This is a genomic window from Maritalea sp. YIW29 (genome assembly GCF_057219265.1).
Window position 1 is genome coordinate 307321 of record NZ_JBXVVF010000002.1, and the last position, 22530, is coordinate 329850.

21 protein-coding genes and 1 tRNA gene are annotated in these 22530 nt (G+C 49.0%); 12 read left to right on the forward strand and 10 right to left on the reverse strand.

The features are described 5' to 3' along the window. Window positions 1-233: 233 nt before the first annotated feature. Together AC2D8L_RS10635 and AC2D8L_RS10640 are read left to right on the forward strand one after the other, a co-directional pair. Entirely contained in the window at window positions 234-1829 is a 1596-nt protein-coding gene (locus AC2D8L_RS10635) for a phosphoenolpyruvate carboxykinase (RefSeq protein WP_484685457.1), read from the forward strand. A gap of 111 nt (window positions 1830-1940) precedes the next feature. Further along, entirely contained in the window at window positions 1941-2165 is a 225-nt protein-coding gene (locus AC2D8L_RS10640) for a hypothetical protein (protein ID WP_484685458.1), read from the forward strand. Between the two features lie 89 nt (window positions 2166-2254). Here AC2D8L_RS10640 and AC2D8L_RS10645 read toward each other — a convergent pair whose 3' ends face one another. Next, window positions 2255-2770 carry a hypothetical protein gene (locus AC2D8L_RS10645; RefSeq protein ID WP_484685459.1) on the reverse strand — a complete coding sequence of 172 codons (516 nt, stop codon included), beginning with the start codon at window positions 2768-2770 and terminating at the stop codon, window positions 2255-2257. Between the two features lie 155 nt (window positions 2771-2925). On the opposite strand from AC2D8L_RS10645, the gene AC2D8L_RS10650 reads away from it, so the two are divergent. Both AC2D8L_RS10650 and AC2D8L_RS10655 read left to right on the forward strand, forming a co-directional pair. Continuing rightward, window positions 2926-3711: a MerR family transcriptional regulator gene (locus AC2D8L_RS10650; protein WP_484685460.1), complete on the forward strand. Its 786-nt coding sequence runs from the start codon at window positions 2926-2928 to the stop codon at window positions 3709-3711. A 79-nt stretch (window positions 3712-3790) separates the two neighbouring features. Further along, window positions 3791-4780: an alpha/beta hydrolase gene (locus AC2D8L_RS10655; RefSeq protein WP_484685461.1), complete on the forward strand. Its 990-nt coding sequence runs from the start codon at window positions 3791-3793 to the stop codon at window positions 4778-4780. Between the two features lie 6 nt (window positions 4781-4786). Here the strand turns inward: AC2D8L_RS10655 and AC2D8L_RS10660 are convergent, their stop codons facing one another. Further along, window positions 4787-5548, reverse strand: coding sequence for a GNAT family N-acetyltransferase (locus AC2D8L_RS10660; protein WP_484685462.1), 762 nt, complete (start codon window positions 5546-5548; stop codon window positions 4787-4789). A 46-nt stretch (window positions 5549-5594) separates the two neighbouring features. Continuing rightward, window positions 5595-6176: a cell wall hydrolase gene (locus AC2D8L_RS10665; RefSeq protein WP_484685463.1), complete on the reverse strand. Its 582-nt coding sequence runs from the start codon at window positions 6174-6176 to the stop codon at window positions 5595-5597. A gap of 321 nt (window positions 6177-6497) precedes the next feature. Between AC2D8L_RS10665 and AC2D8L_RS10670 the strand changes: the two genes are divergently transcribed. Beyond that, window positions 6498-7769, forward strand: a complete 1272-nt coding sequence (locus AC2D8L_RS10670; RefSeq protein ID WP_484685464.1) for an MFS transporter — start codon at window positions 6498-6500, stop codon at window positions 7767-7769. Between the two features lie 21 nt (window positions 7770-7790). Here the strand turns inward: AC2D8L_RS10670 and AC2D8L_RS10675 are convergent, their stop codons facing one another. Further along, the gene (locus AC2D8L_RS10675; protein WP_484685465.1) at window positions 7791-8603 is read right to left on the reverse strand and encodes a hypothetical protein; all 813 of its coding nucleotides are present in this window, start codon (window positions 8601-8603) and stop codon (window positions 7791-7793) included. A gap of 98 nt (window positions 8604-8701) precedes the next feature. Here AC2D8L_RS10675 and AC2D8L_RS10680 point away from each other — a divergent pair, with 98 nt between their 5' ends. Then, on the forward strand, window positions 8702-9124 hold the full coding sequence (locus tag AC2D8L_RS10680) for a GNAT family N-acetyltransferase (RefSeq protein WP_484685466.1): 423 nt from the start codon (window positions 8702-8704) through the stop codon (window positions 9122-9124). A gap of 167 nt (window positions 9125-9291) precedes the next feature. Here AC2D8L_RS10680 and AC2D8L_RS10685 read toward each other — a convergent pair whose 3' ends face one another. The 4 genes from AC2D8L_RS10685 to AC2D8L_RS10700 form a co-directional block, all read right to left on the reverse strand. After that, complete coding sequence (locus AC2D8L_RS10685) at window positions 9292-9498, reverse strand: DUF3955 domain-containing protein (RefSeq protein WP_484685467.1); 207 nt, start codon at window positions 9496-9498, stop codon at window positions 9292-9294. Between the two features lie 64 nt (window positions 9499-9562). Next, window positions 9563-10480 (reverse strand): homocysteine S-methyltransferase family protein, encoded by a 918-nt coding sequence (locus tag AC2D8L_RS10690; RefSeq protein ID WP_484685468.1) that lies wholly within the window; start codon window positions 10478-10480, stop codon window positions 9563-9565. Window positions 10481-10698: 218 nt separating this feature from the next. Then, a complete protein-coding gene (gene polA, locus AC2D8L_RS10695) occupies window positions 10699-13551 on the reverse strand; it encodes a DNA polymerase I (protein ID WP_484685469.1) in 2853 nt (950 codons plus the stop codon). Between the two features lie 113 nt (window positions 13552-13664). Beyond that, the gene (locus tag AC2D8L_RS10700) at window positions 13665-14156 is read right to left on the reverse strand and encodes a gluconokinase (RefSeq protein ID WP_484685470.1); all 492 of its coding nucleotides are present in this window, start codon (window positions 14154-14156) and stop codon (window positions 13665-13667) included. 196 nt (window positions 14157-14352) lie between these two features. On the opposite strand from AC2D8L_RS10700, the gene AC2D8L_RS10705 reads away from it, so the two are divergent. The 6 genes from AC2D8L_RS10705 to AC2D8L_RS10730 all read left to right on the forward strand — a co-directional run bounded on the left by AC2D8L_RS10705 (window position 14353) and on the right by AC2D8L_RS10730 (window position 21225). After that, window positions 14353-14429 (forward strand) — tRNA-Arg (locus AC2D8L_RS10705). Between the two features lie 139 nt (window positions 14430-14568). Beyond that, entirely contained in the window at window positions 14569-14802 is a 234-nt protein-coding gene (locus AC2D8L_RS10710) for a hypothetical protein (protein ID WP_484685471.1), read from the forward strand. Window positions 14803-14976: 174 nt separating this feature from the next. Then, window positions 14977-15537: a hypothetical protein gene (locus tag AC2D8L_RS10715; RefSeq protein WP_484685472.1), complete on the forward strand. Its 561-nt coding sequence runs from the start codon at window positions 14977-14979 to the stop codon at window positions 15535-15537. A 440-nt stretch (window positions 15538-15977) separates the two neighbouring features. Beyond that, entirely contained in the window at window positions 15978-17426 is a 1449-nt protein-coding gene (locus AC2D8L_RS10720; RefSeq protein WP_484685473.1) for a vWA domain-containing protein, read from the forward strand. 27 nt (window positions 17427-17453) lie between these two features. Beyond that, entirely contained in the window at window positions 17454-20024 is a 2571-nt protein-coding gene (locus AC2D8L_RS10725; RefSeq protein WP_484685474.1) for a hypothetical protein, read from the forward strand. Between the two features lie 958 nt (window positions 20025-20982). Further along, the gene (locus AC2D8L_RS10730) at window positions 20983-21225 is read left to right on the forward strand and encodes a DUF1858 domain-containing protein (protein ID WP_484685475.1); all 243 of its coding nucleotides are present in this window, start codon (window positions 20983-20985) and stop codon (window positions 21223-21225) included. Here AC2D8L_RS10730 and AC2D8L_RS10735 read toward each other — a convergent pair. Together AC2D8L_RS10735 and AC2D8L_RS10740 are read right to left on the reverse strand one after the other, a co-directional pair. Then, window positions 21191-21904, reverse strand: a complete 714-nt coding sequence (locus AC2D8L_RS10735) for a Crp/Fnr family transcriptional regulator (RefSeq protein ID WP_484685476.1) — start codon at window positions 21902-21904, stop codon at window positions 21191-21193. The two genes, AC2D8L_RS10730 and AC2D8L_RS10735, sit on opposite strands and share 35 nt — an antisense overlap. A 164-nt stretch (window positions 21905-22068) precedes the next feature. Continuing rightward, a complete protein-coding gene (locus AC2D8L_RS10740) occupies window positions 22069-22512 on the reverse strand; it encodes a c-type cytochrome (protein ID WP_484685477.1) in 444 nt (147 codons plus the stop codon). Window positions 22513-22530 lie beyond the last annotated feature (18 nt).

Below are 22530 nucleotides of genomic sequence, written 5' to 3' on the forward strand. Positions count from 1 at the left end.
CCAATTTGGTCCGAATTTTGAGAACTTGTTTATCCACATGGACTAATGCACAACGGCCGGGCCAGCACTTTCAAATTAAGCATATATTTTAAGCATTTAGGCGCCTTATACAAAGGTCGTACGACCTATCGCCAGATGGCAAACACGCAATTTCGAGCATATTGTGATGCTACCAAACTGAAGAACTAACTCTTTGGTTGGCCATTTTTCATAAATGCAGCAGGAATTGCCCGATGAGCACCATCACACGGCGGGAAATCAACAAAGCGATCAATGCAAACGCAAATTCGCTTTCATATAATGACAAAGCGCCAAAATTGGCGGCGCATGCGATCAAGCGTGACGAGGTTCAGTTTAGCGCAGATGGCGCGTTGGTTGCCGATACTGGCAAATTTACAGGCCGTTCCGCTCAAGACAAATATATCGTTGATGATGCCCTGACGCATGACACTGTGTGGTGGGAAAATGCGAACGGCACTTCCACCGATCAATTTGATGTGCTGCTTAATGACATGCTTGATGCAACAAGAGAAAAAGACCTGTTCGTACAACAGCTTTATGCGGGCGCTGACCTTTCCCATCAAATGAATGTGGAAGTGTTCACCGAAAATGCATGGCACGCCATGTTCATACGCAACTTGTTGATCCGCCCGGCCTTAAACGCGTTGGGTGATTTTGAGGCCAATGTAACCCTTGTCCATTTGCCAAGTTTTAAAGCTGATCCAGCGCGTCACGGCACACGTTCAAAAACGGCTATTATGCTCGATTTCAGCCGCAACATCGTTTTGATTTGTGGCACGGCTTATGCTGGTGAGATGAAAAAGTCAGTGTTCTCACTGTTCAATTTCCACGCCCCTCAAAGTGGCGTTCTGCCTATGCACTGTTCCGCCAATATCGGCAAAGATGGTGACACAGCGCTTTTCTTTGGTCTTTCAGGCACTGGCAAAACAACATTGTCGACCGATCCGGATCGGATGTTAATCGGTGACGATGAGCATGGATGGCATGCCGACGGCGTGTTTAACCTTGAGGGCGGCTGTTATGCCAAGACCATCAAACTATCACGCCGAGCAGAACCCGAAATTTTTGGCGGTACCGAGCGTTTCGGCACCGTGCTTGAAAATGTTGTCTTGGACGAAGAAACGCTTAAGCCAGATTTCGACGATGGGTCAAAAACTGAAAATACCCGCGCTGCTTATCCACTAACCGCTTTGGCAAATGTCAGCCGCACCGGCATGGGCCCCACGCCGAAATCAGTTATTTTGCTAACCGCCGACGCATTTGGCGTTTTACCGCCAATCGCACGGTTAACACCAGATCAAGCGATCTATCATTTCTTGTCCGGCTACACGGCAAAAGTGGCAGGCACCGAGCGTGGCGTTACCGAGCCACAGGCAACGTTCTCTGCGTGCTTTGGCGCGCCGTTTATGTCGCTGCATCCAAGCGTTTATGGCAAGATGCTGAAAAAGCAACTTGGCGATAGTTTGGCTGAGTGTTGGTTGCTCAATACAGGATGGACCGGTGGGCCTTACGGGGTTGGCGAGCGTATTTCGATTAGGGACACACGCACGCTTCTTTCAAGTGCTTTGTCGGGCGAGTTGATCAACACGCCAATGCGGCTAGACCCGATCTTTGGTTTTGAAGTGCCAACAGCGGTTGAAGGCATTGATGCCAGCCTGTTGGAGCCACGCACAACATGGCAAGACGGTGATGCTTATGACGCGCAGGCCGCAAAGCTTGTCGGTCTATTTGAAGATAATTTCGTCAAGTTTGGCGCAAGTGCTGAAGAATTGGCGCAAGCCGGTCCATGTTTGAGCGACGCCGCTTAGGCCGAAAGATTTAACGAATCAAGAGCTTGGGGGTACGCCCCCGGCTCGCCCCCTACTCGACAAACACCCACCATGATGTTATTGATCCCTTAGTTTTATATATTGTTAATAATGTTTTGGGGTCTTGTTTTGCGTATTTTGATCAACGCCGATTGGGTGTTTGGACTGGGCTGGGCATGTTTTACGGGCACACTATTTGTGTTGGCCAGCATATTGGTTTTGGACCAAACTATTGACCTTACATTTTTACTTAGAAATCTCGTGCTCTGGACAGGTGCTGGCGTGGTTATGGCCGTTGCTCTGGGTTTTCGCAAACAGCAAGACCTTAACCGCTAGCCGCTTATCCCAGATATACGTTTACAAATTCAGGCCAACCGAGCGCTCTGCGTCATAGTTTGTGGTCGCAAACGGTAGTGATCCAAAAACTAACGGCTGACCTTGAAGACAATCTCTCGATTTTGAAAGACTTTGGTGGTGAATTTCAATCCTTGGATCATCTTTGTGGCCGCTTCACCTTTTGCGGTTAGCTCGGATGCGCCATAAAACGTATCCTCCCACAAGGTCTGCAACTCATCGCCGCTAAGTTCGGGCCCAACCGCTGAGGCCATTGAGGCAAATGTGTTGAGGACCATGACCGGTGAAATGTTGTCCGGCAACTCGATCGACACCTGTTCCACATTACCCGAAATGCCATCGCTGACCGTTACAATTTCGAGCTTTTTGGCTGTGCCAAATGTGCAAGAATGGCGCCCATCTTCCAACATTATGCAATCACTTTCACCAATCGAAAGCGGCGTACCGAAGAACGCGGTGTGCTTTGCCAAGTCCGCAACAAAATCGTTAGCCGTGTAGTTGTCACGGATCGCTTCTGCAAATGCAGGAAATGACAACATTGCGAGCAATATGGGTGCACAAAGCGCCGATATCATACGAGGGGACATAAGTGGGTCTCTTCAATTCATTTCCGGCATATTGTCGTTATTCTCACTTAGGTCAAGTCCGGCGCAGGTTCAGATCAATCTCGAACAGTTCAGATATTGCTTGACCCTCACGCAGCGTGAGAGACTAGCTCTAGGACCAGCTGAGGTTAGTTGTGATGAAAACGTACAAAGTAAAACAGGTTGCGCAAATGGCAGGGGTCTCCATCCGGGCCCTGCACCATTATGACCAAATTGGATTGTTGGAACCGGCTTTTGTCGGGAACAACAATTACCGCTTTTACACACGGCACGAGCTGGTTCGACTACAACATATCCTGTTTTTCAGAGATATGGGGCTAAGTCTTCTCGAAATTGGCGAGGCTCTCGACAAACCATTGTCAGAGCAAGCCCATTTGCTTGAAACGCACCGCGAAAAACTGGCTCAAGAATCGCGCCGACAACTTCAGCTCCTTAAAACAATTGACCGCACCATTGCGGCATTAAACGGAGCAGAAAAAATGAAGGTACAAGACCTATATAAAGGCTTTTCAGAACAGAAACAGGCCGAATACGAAGGCTGGTTGATTGAAAATTACGGGCCAGAAATGAAAACCATGATTGAAGCGGCGCGCCAAAAACTTGATATCGATGGGCAAGCCGGCAAAGATCAACTCATTGCCCATCGCATGGCCGAGTTGGCCGATATCGAAGGTGAAATCGTACTGGCTCTGGAAAGTGGCGTCGCGGCGAATGATCCAAGTTTGAATGATGTCACTTCAAGACATCACAAATGGGTCGCCCAGTGGTGGGACAAAAGTCCAGATCAAAAATCGTATATTGGTTTGGCTGAAATGTACAAATCCCATCCCGACTTTGTCGCGCGTTATGAAGCATTGGCACCCGGCCTTACTGAATATTTGGTAGAGGCGATGGCGGCATTTGCGAAGCAGCGTCTGAATTAGTTTCCGGTGCGGCCAGTCTCCTATATGCAGTCAAATCCACGGATGTTAGGTTCCCAAAAAACGACTGAAGAGTTTGAGAATGAATTCCATATTGAAAGTGGTTCTGCGAAGTGTTGCAATCTCTGTCGCCTGTTATCTCACGATAGCCGGCGGCTTGTTGCTTTCGCAATGGCCATCAGGCGACATTGATGGCCAAAGCCTAGATTTTGATGCTCTCAACACAGAAGCTCCGGTTGCACAACCAACTCAATCGGTAGCCGTTCGTGATGGCGAAGAGATTTTCTATAGATCTTATGCCGAACCTGACGCAGACCTACCACTGTTGGTGATCATACATGGATCTGGTTGGCATGGTGAAAGTTACATCGAACTTGCAGAAAATATTGCAAAGTCTGGCGCTGCTGATGTTGTGGTGCCGGATTTGCGCGGGCATGGATACGCGCCATCGGTTCGAGGCGATGTGGCCTATATCGGACAACTTGAAGATGACCTTGCTGATCTCATCGCCAAGGCTCAAAAACCCAACCAGCAAGTCTTTATGTTGGGGCATTCATCGGGTGGTGGTTTGGTGATCCGTTTTGCAGGCGGTGAGCATGGATCAATTCTAGATGGTGCGATACTGCTCGCGCCGTTCCTCAAATATGATGCGCCAACAGCGCGTGAAAATTCTGGTGGGTGGGCGCATCCACTGACAAGACGCATCATCGGGTTGAAGATGCTGAACAATGTCGGCATTTCCTTGTTCAATCATCTCACGGTGATTGAATTTGTTTTCCCAGAAACGGTACTAAATGGTCCGAATGGGCATAGCGCCACAACAAGCTACACTTACGCACTCAACGAGTCCTTTGCGCCAAGAGATGACTATCTTACGGACATTGGCGCTTTGCCACGCTACTTGCTCATCGCTGGCAAGAATGATGAAGCATTTCGTGCCGACCAGTATGAGCCGACATTGTCTAGTGCAAACTCAAATGGACGGTTTTTGCTGCTCGTTGATGTCTCGCATCTTGGGGTTGTGAAATCTGTTGCAGCACAGGAAGCTGTCATCGCCTTCATCAATGAGTAGGTAAACTCAACGCGGCAGCGTGCGATAATGATAGCCGTAAAGTTCGGTCGTGAAACCAAGCTTTTGATATAGAGCACGAGCTGCCTCGTTTTGCGCAACAACTTGCAGCGCGGCTTTGGTTGCGCCCAAGCTTCTGCATCGCGCTAAAAGGCTCGATAGAAGTTTTGCGGCTCGACCTTGGCGACGAAACTGAGGGGCTGTTTCCACCGACTCGATAATCGCAATGTCCTCGACCACCACTGCATAAGCAATGGCTGCCAATTCTTGATCGACTTCAATATGGGCAAACAGAATAGGGTAACCTATTTCAAGCAAAGCCTTGAGAAAGCTTTGGCGCCCTTCTTTTGTCCATTGCGCTCGATTGACAGCAAACTCAACCCAAGCTTCATTGGCGTGTGAGGAAACCTCAACATGGCTTTGCAGTTCAAATCCGTTCAGGTTTAGCGCAAATAGTGTCTTGGTTTTTGCTTCAGCTGGGCCAAAGCCTTCTTTGTCCAACAGGGTCTCTGCTTCGCCAATCATATCAGGAACCCGGAAAATTATTGCTTTGTCCAACGCGCGATAGTGCTCTACTGCTTTTTCAACTAGCTCTGAAGTCACCGGCTGGTGAGAACGCGTTGGGTTTACCGAATTGTTCCGGCGGGTCGTGGCACCTGGACTATGTCGAAATTCATATCCATTAAAATGGTCGACATTTTGCGTTGGCCACGCCAAAGCACAAGCCTCTTCAACTTGCCAACATAGATCAAGATTTTGTGGGTTAGACATCAAGGTGCTCCCAAACATCGTGCGATGTTAGAAAGCTAGCAGCGGTTTAAAGCGGTGTATAGAAAATATGTGCGCCAATTTTCTTGACCGGCTGATAGGCAGAAGCCCACTTCGGTTGAACGCGGGTCGCGTGATAGAACAGCGTGGATGCTGGCAACAAGTCCACGGACTTTTCCTGTTGGAACTGCTTATAGGCGTGATTGGCGATCAGACCGGCCTTTACCCAACTGACCCGAACGATGCGGTTGCCGATGCCACCGGAATCTGACTTGCCGTCACAGGCAAAGGAGAATTGGCAACGATTTGCCTTGTGGGCATTTTGATAAACAACGCCGCAAACCGTGTCTGGATATTTATGGTGCTGTACCCGATTAAGGATGACTTGGGCCACGGCCCATTGACCAGCCTCTGGTTCGCCGCGAGCTTCGTGATAAACCGCTTTTGCAAGGCAGTCTTTTTCTGCCCTTGCAAAAACCAGTTTTTCAGCGGTCGGGGTGAATTTGGTTGCTGCGTAGTTCTCAAGCAATTGTGGTGTGAGAAGGTTGGACTGTTCCTGAGCAGAACACGGTAGTGCGGCAAGGAGCACAAGCGCACACGCCAACCCGAATTGCTTTAAGTTAGTTACCACAGCAGTTTCCCAAATTCCCCAACCCGACCGGCTGAGCCACACATTAGATAAGGTTTTAGCGCGAAGCTAGCCTGTTGTTAAGTCATGGTTAACCACATTTTTTCACATTTCGTTAAATAATTGGGATTTGTTAGGTTTTGGCGCTTTCAAAGCTGTAAATGTGGCATTTAGGTATCAAGATACGCCCGTTCGGATGCTTTTAAGCTTGGCAAAACTCAAAATTGGACGTACCAATTTCTCAATTGAAGTGATTTCTGCTTCACCTCTCCCCAATTGCACGAGCGTTCAGCGAATTGCTTGTCACCATTTAGGCCGATCAATATGTCACTTGTCTCACCCAGCCCCCCTTTGCGCGAACTCACCTCACGCCAATGGCAGTGGATCGGTGCTGGTTTTATGATGACGTTTGCGTCGATGGGCGGGCAGACCCTTTTTATCGCGCAATTCAATGCGGATATCCGTGCGTATTTTGAATTGAGCCACGGCCAATTTGCGGGCCTATATACAATCGCCACGATTTTCAGCGCGGTGTTGATCGCCGCGATTGGGCAAGTCACCGATAAATTCGGTCCAAGACTATTGGCCATCATTTGCACCATCGGCCTGGCACTGATGGCGCTTGGCATGTCCATGGTCAATCACTGGATTTTCCTATGCTTCATCTTGTTCGGATTGCGGTTCTTTGGACAAGGTATGTTGCCCCATATTGCACAAACCGCTGTAGCCCGCTGGTTCAATCGCTTTCGTGGACGCGCGCTGGCCTTTTCGCAAATGGGCTATACGGCAGGGGAAGCATTGCTACCGTTCATCATCACCATCGCTTTGATTTCCATGAGCTGGCGGGATGTTTGGGCACTGGGCGCAGGCTTTCTGGTCGTTATTATGCTGCCGCTGATTTTCTTTTTGCTGCGCGATCCACCGGATGGGAAACGCGCAAAGGCCCGCGGCGACATCAATCCAGACGCGGCGGAAGGTAATGCGCTGACTGGTGCTCAGTGGACCCGCAACAAAGTGCTTAGGGACCCTTTATTTTACGCATTGGTTTTCGGGGCGATGACACTTCCGGGGCTAATAACGCTCTATTTTTTCCATCAAGCGCACTTGGTTGATGTTAAAGGCTGGTCGGTGACCACGTACACCGCTTGGTTCCCGATTATGTCGGTAACTGGTGTGACCGTGTCGATTGCAACTGGCTTCTTGGTTGATCGCTTCTCAGCATTTCGTTTGCTGCCGGCCATTTATTTGCCGGTTGGCGTTGCCTGTTTGATCATGGCCAATTTGAACTCCGAATGGGCAATTCCAGTATTCTTGTTGGTTTTGGCCATGGGCAGTGGCATGGCGCCTGCGGTGTTTGGCGCGCTTTGGGCTGAAATGTATGGCACTACCCATATTGGCGCAGTTCGGTCTTTAGCGATTGCGGTGATGGTCTTTGCCTCAGCGGCTGGGCCAGGCATTTCAGGCGGCTTTATTGATTTGGGTATCAATCTAGAAAGCCAGAGCTGGTTTTACGCGGCCTATTGCCTTGGCATTTCCGGGCTCTATTTAGTGTTACAACCTGCGCTGGCGACACGCAGGTTGCAGTTGGAAGCATAGTAACCGAGCAGCATTGATGCTTTAGCTGTCACAATCCTGATAGTGATTGGTGAGAAATGACGCCCAACCAGAGGCGCCCAATTGTTCGGTTTTCTGCAGTTCCAATTTGAAATCGTCATATCCAAGATGGTTGGCAATATTCAACTCGGCCTGCATCAGGTGCCCACCTGCCTTGTCAAACAAGAGCGAACCGAGCGGTGCGTTAGAGCCGTCAAAAGTCAGTTCAAAACTGTTTGCAGTTTGGCCCCAAAGGGCTTGCTCACCTTGAAATTTCGCGTTCACCTTGCCTAGATATGTCAAAGGTTCGGCAGCATTTGGGTCCGCCAGCAATAGCGGCAGCCCGAATGAGAAATCAGCCGTCTGATCAACGACATTTTGGCGCAAAATGGTGAGGCTAGCGAAGTCGAAATCAAAAAGATGCCAAGGCTCATGTCCAATTTTCGTCGACCTTAGAATTGGGTCCATATCAGGCAATTCAACGCGTATAGATAGCGTTTTATCCGCATTGTTGTAGGTCAAAAACGCAAATTCGTGATGCTTAGCTTCAGGAAGCAATTGCCCGCCAGTGATTGATGTCGCGTAGCCAAGTTCAGGATCTAAGACAGCCGTAACCAAAGCCGCTCCCGTGCATTTCGCTCTGGCTTTATAGACTTCAACTTCGGTCGACGATCTATAAAAAACAGATATGTTTTCAGGCAGCGTTCCGTTCGAATTGGAACGCACATAATGATAGCTGTTGCCAATATTTTGCGCCGGATCTGACGCAATTGCGACCGGGACTAGGCTAGAAAACGCAAGTGTGAATAGGCATGTGAGGGCTAAAATTGACTTCATGGCGACAATTCCTTAGTCGAATATATGGGCATGTTTGATGTGAGAGCCAATATGGTGGCTTAGTGCCCAGCTTCAACCACAGTTGGAAAATTGCTTAAATGTCCTTCTCAATCGTTTCAATTAATGCAGAAAACGCTGACATTCTTAATGAGGTCGCTAGCGACGTGTTCGACTACCCGATTTCGACTGAATACCTAAAAACTTACTTGGCACAACCAAGCCATCAACTGATCGTCGCCGTTGGGGGAACACAAGTGATTGGACATGTGCGGGCGATTATCCATTATCAACCCGACGAAGCGCATCACCTTTACATCGACAATCTTGGTGTACAGCCAGAATTCCAACGCCAAGGTGTTGCCCGCGCATTATTTGATGCCATTCTGGCGTGGGGTAAGGCGCAAGGGTGCGGCAGTTATTGGGTCGCGACCGAATGCGACAATGATGAAGGCAACAGTTTTTATCGCGCCATAGGCCTTAAAGGCGAGCAAATGTATTTCTACGAGACGAAGATCGACTAGCGCTTATCGCCCTATCCGCAACAAATGATACGCATGAAATCTGGCATGCCAAAAAGAGCGTAGTAAAGAGCCGTTGCGATAACCGTCAATGTGATAAAAATCTTGACCATATGGTGCCAACAAACAACTCGAACAGATGTGTTTCTCCAAGGTCAATCCAGCGTCGTTTAGCGTTTTAGAGCTTTGAGCACAACAAGAGCTGCCAACGAAATCAGTCCGAATGCCAAGAAAATAAAGGTGACCGGCAAAAAGAAGCTTTCTTGCACAACGCCATTTTCATCCAACCTGCTGCCGTAGAAAATCGCCTCTAACACATATGACAAAATTCCTGCGCCAAAAGCGAGGATAGACGATGCGAGAAAGTATTTAGACATTTGGACCCATTTCACAACTGGAAGATCTTCCAGTTGTGGCTAGCGGACAAATGTGGCCGTATTGTTACTGGCTAATTTTGGCAGCGATCTCCCGCATATGTCGCATATCTGTGCCACAGCACCCGCCAAATATGCGCATGTGGGGATATGCCTTTTTGATCAATCCCAAATATGCACCAAGCTCGGTTGGGTCCCCGTCATCCAATGTTTTGGCATTGTCCAGTTCGGCATGCGAACAGCGCGACGCGTTGACCACAACACCTGCCAATCGTTTGGTCCCACGCCCCTCATCTAAGTTAGGCAAAAAATGTTCTGGGTGAGCGCAATTGATCAAAAAATAATCGGCATAATTGTCCGTCGCGGCATCGACAGCATCTATTGCCTCGCCCAAAGGCATGCCCGTGGGCAACAGTCCATCCGTCTCCACCGTGAAAGAAATTGCCACAGGCAAACCGCACCGTTTTGCAGCGCGGACGATGCCAATGGCCTCTTGTGGGTAGGACATTGTAAATGCGCTAACAATGTCGGGTTTGGCCTTGGCAAGCTGCGCCATTTGCACGCTGTGATATTGCTCTGCCTCCTCATCGTCCATCATTGCATCCGGCTTATACCCATCCCGACGCGGCCCAATTTGTGCACTAAGGACAATCGGCACATCGCCAATATCATCGGCTAACTCTCGGATGAAATTGATCGCATCAACATTGATTTGTTCGAGCAAATGGGTTTGATAGCCAGTAGCCGCAGCACGATCCCTATTTGCAACCCAAGTGGCGCTTTCAAACATCGCGCCGCAGCCAAATTCCCGCGCCACATCGACCTGCGCCATATGGGATTGAGCCAACAGATCTCGTCCAACTTCTGTTTCCAACAATGGAAATGTCGCAAAGCCCGGTAGTTCAACACCCTTGTTGAAAATGAGGTCCGTTTCAATCCCGGTGTAGCAGAGGAAGGGGCGGTTGAGTTTTGCAAGCAGGGTCAATGTGAAGTCTCATGTTGTTTTGCACAAAGTGTCACAATTATCCCCCGTCGTCATGCTCGGACTTGATCCGAGCATTCTTATAGATTTTGAAATGAGGAATTGACCCTCGGGTCACATTTGTGCGCTCGCGCCGCGCAGGCTGGCCCGAGAGTGACGAAGGGATATATGCTGTCCCTAATTTTGCACCGAAGATAGAGTCATTGTAAGAGTGAACACACTTAATGCGCGTCGTTCCAATTGTCAGCGGCACGGGCATCGACCTGCAATGGCACCGACATTGAAATGGCGGGCATTGGGGCGTCGATCATGACTTTGGAGATAACCGGAATGGCCGCGTCAGCTTCACCTTCAGGCACTTCGAAAATCAATTCGTCATGCACCTGCAGCAACATGTCAGCAGGCACTTTTTCAGCCTCTAACACGCCTTCCATTTTGATCATGGCGCGCCGGATGATGTCGGCGGCGGAGCCTTGAATTGGTGCATTGATGGCGGCGCGTTCATAGAAGGCGCGGTGGCCAGCATTTTTGGTGTTAATTTCTGGGAAGTGCGCTTTGCGACCAAAAATGGTTGCAACATGACCATTGTCATGCACAAATTTTTTGGTGTCCTCCATATAGTCCTTGATGCCCGGGAACCGTGCAAAATAGGTTTTGATATAGTCGCCAGCCTCAGACCGTGAAATGCCAAGCTGGTTGGCCAAACCAAACGCTGAAATGCCATAGATAATGCCAAAGTTGATGGCTTTAGCGCGACGGCGCACCATTGGGTCCATGCCTTCAATCGGCACATCAAACATTTCAGACGCGGTCATGGCGTGAATATCCAACCCATCGGCAAATGCCTTTTTGAGTTCTGGAATGTCTGCAATGTGCGCCAGTACCCGCAGTTCAATTTGGCTATAATCGGCTGAAATGAGTTTTTTGCCCGGCTCGGCCACAAAGGCTGTGCGGATTTTGCGTCCGTCTTCGGTGCGCACAGGAATGTTCTGCAAGTTCGGGTCAGATGATGAAAGCCGTCCAGTCGCCACAGCCGCCTGCGCGTACGATGTGTGCACCCGATTGGTATGTGGGTTGATGAATTCGGGCAACGCATCCGTATAGGTCGATTTCAGCTTGGAAAGGCCGCGCCACTCCAAAATGCATTTGGCGAGATCATTGCCTTCAGCCGCCATATCTTCGAGCACACCAGCGCCGGTTTGCCATGCCCCGGTTTTGGTTTTTTTGCCACCCGGCAATCCCATTTTATCAAACAGAATTTCGCCCAATTGTTTGGGAGAGCCGACATTGAATTGCTCACCAGCCAGCTCGTGAATTTCAGCTTCCAACCCGGCCGCGCGTTGGGCGAAATCACCTGATAAACGCGCCAAAATTTGTCGATCAACACGGATTCCACGTGCTTCCATTCGCGCCAAGACCGGCACCAATGGCCGCTCAATTGTTTCGTAAAGCGTGTTGGCTTTTTTTGCCACTACTCTTGGCTTAAGCACCTTCCATAAACGCAAGGTAATGTCTGCATCTTCAGCCGCATATTTAGCCGCTTCATCAATTGGGATTTGGTCAAAAGTCTTTTGTTTTTTGCCGGTGCCCACAAGGTCGGTGAACTTAATCGGCTTGTGGTCCAGCCAAAGTTGAGACAATGCATCCATGCCATTATTGCGCGCACCATCAACAGCGTAGGACATCAACATCGTATCATCAATTGGCGTCATATTGATGCCGTAACGCATCAACAGACCCATATCGTATTTCATGTTCTGACCGATTTTTAAGATCGAACGATCTTGTAAAACGGGCTTAAGCTTTTCGATGACATCGGCAGTGGGTAATTGGTTCGGTTCCATGCCGCCACCCAAAAGATCATCTTCACCGCTTTTATGAATTAGTGGGATGTAGCAACCATCGCCAACCTCTGTGGAAAGGCAAATGCCTACCAAATCTGCTTGCTGATTGTCCAAACCTGTCGTTTCCGTATCAATGGCGACATAGCCCTTATCTTTGATCGCTTCGATCCATTTATCGAGCGCATCCATTGAGCGTACGATCTCATATTTGTCGTGTTCGACGGGCAGGCCGTTTAGTGCAAGAGCGGTCTTGTCGGCCAATGATGAAGGCGTGTTGTCGCCATCTGCGCTCGCGACCTCGTCGCCCTCTTCCTGGGGCTCAGGCATCAGGTTGGCATCGGCATCAATTTGATCCGGATCGGCGTCAATTGCCGCTGCGACTCGTTTGGTAATTGTGGTCAATTCCATTGCTTTGAGGAACGGAATGATCGAAGTCGCACTGATCTCTTCACGGCCCAAATCTTCGAGTGGCACGTCCACCGGCACGTCGGTTTTGAGCGTCACGAGATCACGCGAAACACGGGCTTGATCGGCAAATTCGATTAGGTTTTCACGGCGCTTGTTTTGTTTGATTTCGCCTGCACGTTCTAACAACGTATCTAGATCACCATACTCAGCGATTAACTGCGCTGCGGTTTTAATGCCAATGCCTGGCACGCCAGGTACGTTATCGACGCTATCGCCAGCCAGCGATTGAACATCGATCACCTTGTTTGGTGCAACACCGAATTTTTCGTTGACCTCCTCGGCCCCGATCCATTTGTTTTTCATGGTGTCGAGCATCGAGATCTTGTCAGACACCAATTGCATCAAATCTTTGTCCGACGACACGATGGTCACCCGCATGCCTTTTGCTTCGGCTTGGCGGGCATAGGTGGCGATCAGATCATCCGCTTCAAAACCCTCTTGCTCGACGGACGCAATAGAGAAGGCACGCGTCGCGTCGCGGGTCAATGGAAATTGGGGACGCAGATCTTCGGGCGCCGGTGGCCGGTGCGCTTTATATTCGGGATAAAAGTCGTTGCGAAAACTCTTACCGGAATGATCAAAGATCACCGCCATATGTGTCGGGTTTTCCTCGCCTTCAAAGTCTAATGTCAGCTTGTAGAGCATGTTGCAAAAGCCAGACACAGCGCCGATGGGCAACCCGTCAGATTTGCGCGAAAGGGGCGGCAAAGCGTGGTATGCGCGAAAGATGTAAGTGGAGCCGTCTACCAACAACAGGTGCATTCTAATCCCCTTGGATCAAGTTGAATCATTTTTGATCTGAACACTTAATCTAGTCTGATCGCAATGCGGGGTCTATGTCGTTTTGAGCACTTTTAACGCCAATTGGCGTCGCGCTATTTTAAGACAGCGACAATCTGTTCCATGGATAATGTCCCATCAACCAACTCAACGCCCGTTTCGTGCGCATCAGGCAGCTCCAAAGTCGCGAGCTGGCTATCCAGAAGACTTGGTGGCATAAAATGGTTTTCGCGTTGTTCTAAGCGTGATTGCAGAACATCTTTTGGTACGTTCAAGAGCGCAAATCGCACATTCTCAAACCGGTCGCGAAATACGTCTCGATACTGTTTTTTGAGCGCCGAACAGGCCAACACGCATTTAGGATTGGCATGCGCTGAAACCGCATCACACACATCTCTAAGCCATGAATGGCGCATTGCATCATTGAGCGGTTTGCCGTCACGCATGGTCTGGATGTTGATCGGCGGGTGATAATCGTCAGCATCTAGATAAGCGTCACCAGTCACGGCTGCGAGCTTTTGTGCGATGGTCGATTTTCCAGTGCCGCTGACTCCAATAATGATGGTAAGCGCTGTTTCACTCGTCATAATCTGCGGCATCCTTTTATTCATGCATTATGTCATAATCGCACCATCGCAATTGGTGAAGTGAAATCCGCCATAAGCTGTAAAGATGGGTGATCCTAAAATTGCTTGTTTTGCCCAAAAAAGCCATTGTGATGCAAACCAGCTTGGTTTAAGTTCGCGCCAGTTTCGTGGCGCATTCTATGTTGGGCCCACAGAAGCACCCGTAGCTCAGCTGGATAGAGCGCTGCCCTCCGAAGGCAGAGGCCACACGTTCGAATCGTGTCGGGTGCACCAACCTTTTCAATGACTTAACAGTTTCAGTTAAATGCTCCGCCCCCGTTTCGGCCCCCGAAACGATCTGCACGCGGTGTCACAAGGCTGGACAATTTCATTATTTGTTCCTATTTTGTTCTCACAACAAAGGAGAACAGCAATGCCTAAACTAGTTGTACTCGCCGCATTCCAGCATGGTGAAGATGGCGAACTTGTACCTGCATTCGAACCAAGGGAATTTCAATCCGAAGGCTCTGCCATCACTCAAGCTAAAATACTAAGCCAAGATTGTGCCGGTGTTGTTGCATGGTCACGTGAAGCAGAACCGATGATCGGTGAATATGGTGATCCCGTTAAGCTTTGCAAATATGGTGAAGTACCGGATATGGAATAGCATATTTGCACCACCCAAATGCAATCTCATTCAATGTACAGCTACTCGTGCGCGAGATGTGAAGAGTATAAAGTGATGGCAATAAAAGCCAGCTTGAACAGCGTTTGCTCTCGGTGATAGCATTGGCAACAACGCGGATAACAACTAGCAACAAGACTATCCCGAAAGGTACTTATGCTTCGGCAAATTTTGCAAGTATTAACTATCACAATCGCACTGATAACTAGCGCAAGCATTAGCTTCGCAGACGACACTTTTGCGCAACTGAATAACTTTCAAATGATGGAAGGCGCGAGATGTCAAGGAAAAGGCGGGAATTGGGGAGGCATGTCGTGCAGCGACACCGGTTTTACGTTTAATCCTCAGAAAGCTAGGGAGGCGTTTAGAGCTATTCGAGAGTTTTGGGAAGACGAGTATAAAACAACAAAATGTATTGTTGCACTTGCAGCAGGACGCAACGAAAAAGAGATTATCGAACTTGCTAAGAAGATTATGAAAGAGAAGAACTTAAAGGAGTTAAATATATACTATAATTCAGAAATAGCTCGACCCTGGCCTTTCGTCGTTTCGTTGGACTACCCACCGGGCTATTTCCCCAAGACACGAAGGAAGACATGTTATTCAAATCCCAACATACTTGTAACTGGCTTCAAAGGCGTCATTGCAATTGATGAAGATGATGAACATTTTTTAATAGTCGCCACTGAAAATTTTTTAGAACGGCTGAGAAAGTAGAGTTGTCTCCCATCAGCATTTGATAGACAGATCGGTGCTGTTGCGTAAGAGATGACAATGGGCAGGCCTGTCCGGATTGGTAGAGCGTTCGTCCAGTGAACTCGATCCCTTTGTACATGGAGATGGGGATGCGGGACTTAACGACTGTTGCAATCTTCGAAGAACGTCGTGCTATGTGTCGCCACGGCTTGGGTCAGCAAAAGCGCCGTGCGGTATCTGATGGGAAAGCATCGCGCACTCCACTTACCTCAGGATAACCGTCCATTCTGGCAATTATGCACCGACGGTCTGCGCCTCTAAATCACCTCGATTGGGAGGGCAATTGCGAACACCAAAAAACCAGCAAATTGGAAAAAATTTGCTTTCGGTGTACACTCTTTTCAGCGGCCGGGCCAATTCTCCGCTGCAACAGAAATTGCCCAAGCGTCTAGGAGGACAGAGTGAATTCTGTAAACTGGTTCCATTTCATAGCGTTGGCATTTTCTTCATGCTTTCTCCTGCTCTCAAATAGTAGTTCGATAAGTGCTGACGAGAAAACAAAGGGCCAGGCGATGTTGGTGCTTGATGCTTCCGGCAGCATGTGGGGCCAGGTCGATGGTCGACATAAAGTCGAAATTGCCCGAGATGGTATCTCGGAAATGCTGGGCGCGTGGGACCCAGACGTCAATTTGGGGTTGATGGCGTACGGGCATAGGCGAAAGGGAGATTGCAGCGACATAGAATTGGTTGTGCCTGTACAAAAAGACAGCGCACAGCAGGTATCTTCTGCGGTCCAAAATTTAGGCGCCAAGGGAAAGACGCCAATCGGTGACGCGATTATTCAAGCTGCGGGACGACTGAACTACAAAGAGGCCCCGGCAACCGTAATTTTGGTTACAGACGGCTTGGAAACATGCGGACAGGACCCTTGTTTGGTTTCGCAAGCATTGGCGGAGAATGGCGTAGATTTTGTCGCCCACGTGGTGGGATTTGATTTGAAAGATGGCGAGGCGAACCAACTGTCTTGCATCGCTAAGAATACAGGCGGAATGTTTGTAGAGGCCCGCAAAAGCACAGAGTTGCGTGAGGCACTTGAGCAAACAATTCAAACGACGATGGTCGCGCTTGGCCCTTCCCAAAGCTTCAATGTAGCTCTGTCGCAAGATAGTGAAGACCTGCCGCCGGGTTTTTACGCAAGCACTTTACGCTGGGCGATACACGAGTACGATATAGCGACATCCACATTGGGAGACCGCGTTGCCACTGAAACTGGCACTTGGATGAAATTTGACCCAGAACCTGGGTCCTATGTGGCAGTCCTAAAGTGGGACACGGTAGAAAAACTTTATCCCTTCATAGCTGTTGAGGGCGATCCCCATTCGCATCGCATTATTCTAAATGCTGCAATACTGAATTTGTCCGCCACCCTTTCGGCCGGTGCCGAACCCATGACCGAACAAGTGGGATGGACAATTTATTCACGCGAAGGATCCGGTGAGAGAGGCCCAAAAATTGGGTTCAAGTCAGGCGGAGAAGTCCAAGTCGTGGTTCCGGCTGGTGCACTGGAAATTGAAAGTAAATTGCGCGGGGCTTCCAATCTAACTCAAGTCAATCCTAAGCCGGGTGCACAGGACCAAATCGTTGTAAACCTTGATGCGGCCAACATCACTTTCCTCGCAACGGGTCAAGATGGTGAACCCGCAAGCGGCAACGCAAGCTGGACGTTTTTTGTGCGCGACGACACCGGTGAATTGAAAAAGGTCGACTTTGTCAGTGGCACAAGTGCCAAAACTGTGCTGCCTGCTGGCGAATTGGAGGTCGAGCTTCAAGTAAATGGCATCAAATCGCGGCACACGGTCAATATTGTCGCGGGCGAAGAGAATGCCTTCAAAATCGCGCTAGAACAATAGTTGGATTGTAGTATGAGGAATGCGGTGGTGAACAAAAGTGCTTCAAGACGAACACAGATCCCGTCCCTTTCTTTCACTCTCGTATTCTCGTTGTTGTTGCTTTCATTTCTTTTTTTAGGCGCCAACCCAGTTCTTTCTCAAGAGGAACGTCGTCAATCGGATGCCAGAATTCACGAAGGCGCTACCGAGGGATTTTATGGGTGGGCTGTTCGCGACGAAATTGTTCGGGGAAAATTTTATGAAGCTCGGGAAGCGCTAATTGAATGCCGTGAAGAAGATTTTCGCAGGATTGTTGACGAGCTACGGCAGATCAAAAATGCCATTGAAGATGCTTTTAGGGCAACAAGAGGATCAGCCTTGGGAGACAGCTACGAAAGATACCAGCGTTTGGAGCTGGTTTTTCAAATCGAGGATATGGTCCGCGATTTTTTGATCGAATGGGAACACAAGCAAGAGTGCAAACCACTGGATCTCTTTGGCGACAAACTGATTAAAGCCCGCGTTAGCGTCACCGATGAAATCGATAGTTCAGCCGTGATGCCGCATAAGGCCGCTAGATTGGCCAGCTCTGCCAAGGACGAACCCGAAAAAGCGCCCCGCGAAAAAAACTACACGATGACACGCGATGGATCATCGGTGGATTTCAAATTTCAACAACCACAATCTCCTTACCGTTTAGAGTTTGAGGGGGTGGAAACATCTTCGGGCGCAATCGAAGGAACATTTGCGACCCATCCTGAACCACCGGCGCAGGACCAATCTTCCTCGGAACAGGCTTCATACGTTACATCGGGTCAGTTCTGGGCGCATTTGTCCCCGTCCGGCAGACACCTTTCTGGATGCCGCCAATGGCTAGAAGATGGCACGGAGATACCATTCTATTTAGGGGTTGGTGGCCAATACGATGAGGCGAAGGAGCGTGGCTCTTTGGATCTTATTGTGCGTTCAATAATGTTCGATGGCGCGCTGTCGGGCACAGAACACTGCTCCAACTATCAAGCGGTAATGTCTGGACGCTGGTATTCCGGCCTGCATGTCGCGATCTACAATGAAGCCACGCAAGAGCTTTGGGGATATGCGCGAACGGACAGTCTTGGGTTCTCTGAGTTTAATTTGATGCCGTTTGCAGATTTCCTGGTTTACGTTCTAACCAGCCCGCCGCCGGTTGACGAATTGCCGCTCGAGGATTCGATCGTTTCTCTGATAAGATATTCACACGCATTGCAGCCTAATCCCGTTGGGCAAGAGGGGCCAAACTATAATCTCATCAATGTTCCGCCGAACAATCCTGCGCTGGCTGCAAAACTGCCAGAAGAAAACCCAGAAATAAAGCCCGGCGACGAGGAAGAACCAGACTTATTCGAGCAGCGGGTTATGATCGCTGGGTGCGATCAACAAACCGAAAGACTGCCTGTAAGGTCGGCTGAATACTTTCGTGAACAAGCGCAGCTTCGACAAAACGAAGCAAATTCGCTTATCCAAGAAGCGGCGGCTCAATACGAACTTTTCAAGGAATGGCTTGATCGCGCATCAAATGCAGACGCGGAGGGAGATACCGTTACAGCGTCGATTTATCACGAAAAAGCTGAAACACATCGCGCTCGGATGGAAGAACTACAAGGCCATGCGGCACGGCGGGCAGCGCTAGCGCAAGAAGAGCTTGTAAAGGCCGCCGAGGCATTACAGCAAGACGCAACTGGGGTTTTTCATTCAACTGACATTGATTGCCCCGATATTGGTCCCAAAATTGCGATAGACGATACGCGCCGGCTGATCGCTGAACGACTTGCAAGCCAATTGGCCGAAGGTCAACATACATGTGGTCCAGACATCACCGAAATTGTCTTGGATGCGTTAAGCAAGTTCTACAACGACGAGTGGAAAACGTGGACGCCCGAGTACCAAAAGGCAGCTTGCGAAAGCCTTGTAACAATTCCTCTCGCATTTTCAGCTTGGGATATTAATGCGTTAGCACCTAGCAGCTTTGATCAAATTTTGCCCGAAGAAAAATGGAAACCTTCCCGCCGCTTCCCTGAATATAATGATTACAAATATGGCCAACCATTCTTCTTTGAAAAGGTGGCCGCGAGCTGTGCAATTCCGCGTAATACGGAGTGCCGCAAGTCTGTTACTTTTCTTGGGCAGTGCATGCATGGGCAGGTCGTTAATTACGCGCTTTGGGGGGTTGGAAAAGCCCTGTGCCCGGATATTCGGCGTGGAATGGACGGCACACATCAGGCGCGCAACTATTTGAAAGGTACATCCTTCACCACAAGGGGAAGCCAGAATGTTGTTGTAGATGTCGGTGAGGAGTTTGGGAAAATGCTGAAGGCCAATTCGGTAGGACCGGGAACCGAAGACATCCTATCTGGAATGATGCGCCAATACATGAATTCACCTAATCCGCGATATTCAGGTTACAATCTGCGTCCCGAATTGTCCTGCAATCTTTCTTGCGAACAGTCCGATGTGGAAAAGGAGGAAATGTTGAAAATGGGTTGGGGAATAACATTCGGAATAGTGGATCCAACTTTTGAATACCTCAAATCGAATGCACGGGGCGCATTGCCGACGTTGCTTGATTACGTTCTCGATTGAACTCTGGTGGACAAAAATAGGTAACTCCGGCGAAACAGATCTTCATGCTTGTGCCATTGCACCGCGGAAGCCGCAAATTTGCGGTCAATGTTCAAAAATAATGGGCTATTTAGGTCTTCACAACTCACCCTAATACTGGATTTCACTGGGCTGTCCACCAATGTCGACTTGTCTAATTGGGTGTTCAGATCAAACTCTTATTCCATACTTGTCCGGCATCAAATGAAATGTGTATTTAGCGCTGTTGGCATCAATCCAATACGGCCAAGTTTATTGAATGTTAAGGTTAATAACCCATTATTTTGCATGAGTGAGCAAGTGCTTAGCGTAGTTAGTTTGGGTTAGTGACACATTGATATGGTAAAGTTTCGTCATTTTGTGTTGTTGGCTTGGGCGTCAAAGCTTCCCAATGAAGAAGTTTCAAAGAGCGTTATCAACTTAAATGGTGATTTTTAGCGCTCGTTGCTGGCGCACTCGAATTTTCGTTCGAGACATATTCACTAATAGAGGCATTACGCGCCAAACGGCTTCACATGCCCTCAACTGACCCCAACAAACTTTACGAACAATATCGCCATCTGGAGCCTGATCACGCGCGCACGACACTGCGGATGGTCAATGTGATTGTCAGAAACTAATACGACACGATATGGCAGCAAGTTTTGCTCCTTCACAAGTTTTTGTCGGCCTCATTCAGGATTGAGCCAAGCTCACAATTTGCCATCGATCTAGAAGAAACAACCCAAGTTAGGTCCAGCGAACTCTTTGTGTTTAGTTCATGCAGTGCTGCATGAACTACCTAAAATGCGATTGCTTAACGGCACATTCTTGCGGTGCGTAAATGAACGTCGTCCTACAATATGAACCAACCGTGTTTCGAGTTGTTCTTTGCGCCTGCGCAACGACATTTTAGATCAATCGCTGCATGCTCTGGTTAATTGGAGGGAAGGATGGGCTGATGCCAACACTTGGATTGAGTGACTTGTCTGTTGCAGAGATCATGAACAAATGGCCTGATACCATCAGGGTCTTCAGGTCGTTTCATCTACATTGTGTGGGCTGCCCTATTTCTCAATTTCATTGCGTGGCAGAGGCCGCAGCGGCCCACGATATATCATCCGAAAATCTTTGGGGTGCGATAAAAAAGGTGGTTCATCCACAAGCGTCTAAAGATGGCCAGCCACCTTACCGTCCGCAATAAGGAGTAGCTGATGTGCATCTGTTACCAGCAGTTTTTGCCGCCCGCCTGTCACAAGTTTAGCGGTTTCCCAAGCAACCAGAATGCGAGACACCGTATGCATGGTCGTGCCAGACATCTCAGCAATATCTTGGCGCGAAACCGGGAAATCAATTCGAATGCCTGCCGCTTCCTTTCTGCCGGACTGTTGCGCAAGCCGCAATACGGTATGAGCGACACGACGTTCAACTTCCTCGGTCGCCATTTCCAGCCGATGCGCATGGGCTTCTTGCAATCGACTGCCAACAATTTTGAGAGAATTCACGGCAATTTCAGGACTTTTGTCCAGAAAACCATCCCACATACTGGTTGGCCATTTTAGTGCGTGACATTCCACGGCGGCAATGGCGGTACCGGGATACGTTTTGCGCCCGATTGCCTTGGCAATGCCAAACAAATCCCCCGGGTTGATCATGCGAACAATGACCTGCTGACCTTTAGGCGTGAGTTGGGAAACTTTTAAGCGCCCATGCAGCAAGACAAAAAATAATTGGGCAGGTTCGTCCTGACGAAAAACGGCGGTGCCTTGTTTGAAAGTGATATCTGTCGCTTGCTCTAAGATACGATGCAGCGCTTGATCATCCAGCTTGGAAAACACACTGAATTGTTTGATCTGGTGATGGTATTTGGATGTTGTGGCCACGAAAACTACTTTCTCGCCATGAACCAAATCCATGTGGTCAAACGGCTACATGGTGGTCGATTACAACTGGTCCTGACAATCACCTTCTATAGCGATTGTGCATTGTACAGCAACGCCGACCCTACACATTTGGATCGGCGTTTGAAAGTCAATATGAGCAAAAATTACTCGTTTTGTGCAAAGCCCGCGAGATAAGCAATAACATTTTTGCGGTCGTCTGGTTTTTTCAGACCGGCAAATGTCATCTTGGTTTTTTTGATAAAGTCTTTTGGTTTCAACAAAAACGTGTCTAGCGCTTCGGGCGTCCAAACCAAACCCTCGTCCTTTTTTGCAAGAAATGGTTTTGAGTATTTAAAGCTCTCATTGGCCGCGATATCGGCACCAACAATTCCGTTTAGGATTGGACCAACAGTGTTTTTTGCGCCTTCGCCCACCTTGTGGCATGCACGGCATTTTTTGAAAATTTTCTTACCTACGATAGGGTCTCCCGCTTCTATGGCAGTCTGACGCATTTCAGAAACTGCGGCATCATCGGCATATGCTGTCGGGCTGATTGCAACCAAAGCCGCAAAAACAAGACCAGTCAGAATTGGGTGTTTCAGTTTCATGGTTCGCTCTCTAATTCG

What these genes read in the sequence shown, in the direction of transcription:
- AC2D8L_RS10635 (WP_484685457.1), top strand. Translation starts at nt 234, where the DNA reads ATGAGCACCATCACACGGCGGGAAATCAACAAAGCGATCAATGCAAAC.
- AC2D8L_RS10640 (WP_484685458.1), top strand. Translation starts at nt 1,941, where the DNA reads ATGTTTTGGGGTCTTGTTTTGCGTATTTTGATCAACGCCGATTGGGTG.
- AC2D8L_RS10645 (WP_484685459.1), bottom strand. Translation starts at nt 2,770, where the DNA reads ATGTCCCCTCGTATGATATCGGCGCTTTGTGCACCCATATTGCTCGCA.
- AC2D8L_RS10650 (WP_484685460.1), top strand. Translation starts at nt 2,926, where the DNA reads ATGAAAACGTACAAAGTAAAACAGGTTGCGCAAATGGCAGGGGTCTCC.
- AC2D8L_RS10655 (WP_484685461.1), top strand. Translation starts at nt 3,791, where the DNA reads ATGAATTCCATATTGAAAGTGGTTCTGCGAAGTGTTGCAATCTCTGTC.
- AC2D8L_RS10660 (WP_484685462.1), bottom strand. Translation starts at nt 5,548, where the DNA reads ATGTCTAACCCACAAAATCTTGATCTATGTTGGCAAGTTGAAGAGGCT.
- AC2D8L_RS10670 (WP_484685464.1), top strand. Translation starts at nt 6,498, where the DNA reads ATGTCACTTGTCTCACCCAGCCCCCCTTTGCGCGAACTCACCTCACGC.
- AC2D8L_RS10675 (WP_484685465.1), bottom strand. Translation starts at nt 8,603, where the DNA reads ATGAAGTCAATTTTAGCCCTCACATGCCTATTCACACTTGCGTTTTCT.
- AC2D8L_RS10680 (WP_484685466.1), top strand. Translation starts at nt 8,702, where the DNA reads ATGTCCTTCTCAATCGTTTCAATTAATGCAGAAAACGCTGACATTCTT.
- AC2D8L_RS10685 (WP_484685467.1), bottom strand. Translation starts at nt 9,498, where the DNA reads ATGTCTAAATACTTTCTCGCATCGTCTATCCTCGCTTTTGGCGCAGGA.
- polA (WP_484685469.1), bottom strand. Translation starts at nt 13,551, where the DNA reads ATGCACCTGTTGTTGGTAGACGGCTCCACTTACATCTTTCGCGCATAC.
- AC2D8L_RS10700 (WP_484685470.1), bottom strand. Translation starts at nt 14,156, where the DNA reads ATGACGAGTGAAACAGCGCTTACCATCATTATTGGAGTCAGCGGCACT.
- AC2D8L_RS10710 (WP_484685471.1), top strand. Translation starts at nt 14,569, where the DNA reads ATGCCTAAACTAGTTGTACTCGCCGCATTCCAGCATGGTGAAGATGGC.
- AC2D8L_RS10715 (WP_484685472.1), top strand. Translation starts at nt 14,977, where the DNA reads ATGCTTCGGCAAATTTTGCAAGTATTAACTATCACAATCGCACTGATA.
- AC2D8L_RS10730 (WP_484685475.1), top strand. Translation starts at nt 20,983, where the DNA reads ATGCCAACACTTGGATTGAGTGACTTGTCTGTTGCAGAGATCATGAAC.
- AC2D8L_RS10740 (WP_484685477.1), bottom strand. Translation starts at nt 22,512, where the DNA reads ATGAAACTGAAACACCCAATTCTGACTGGTCTTGTTTTTGCGGCTTTG.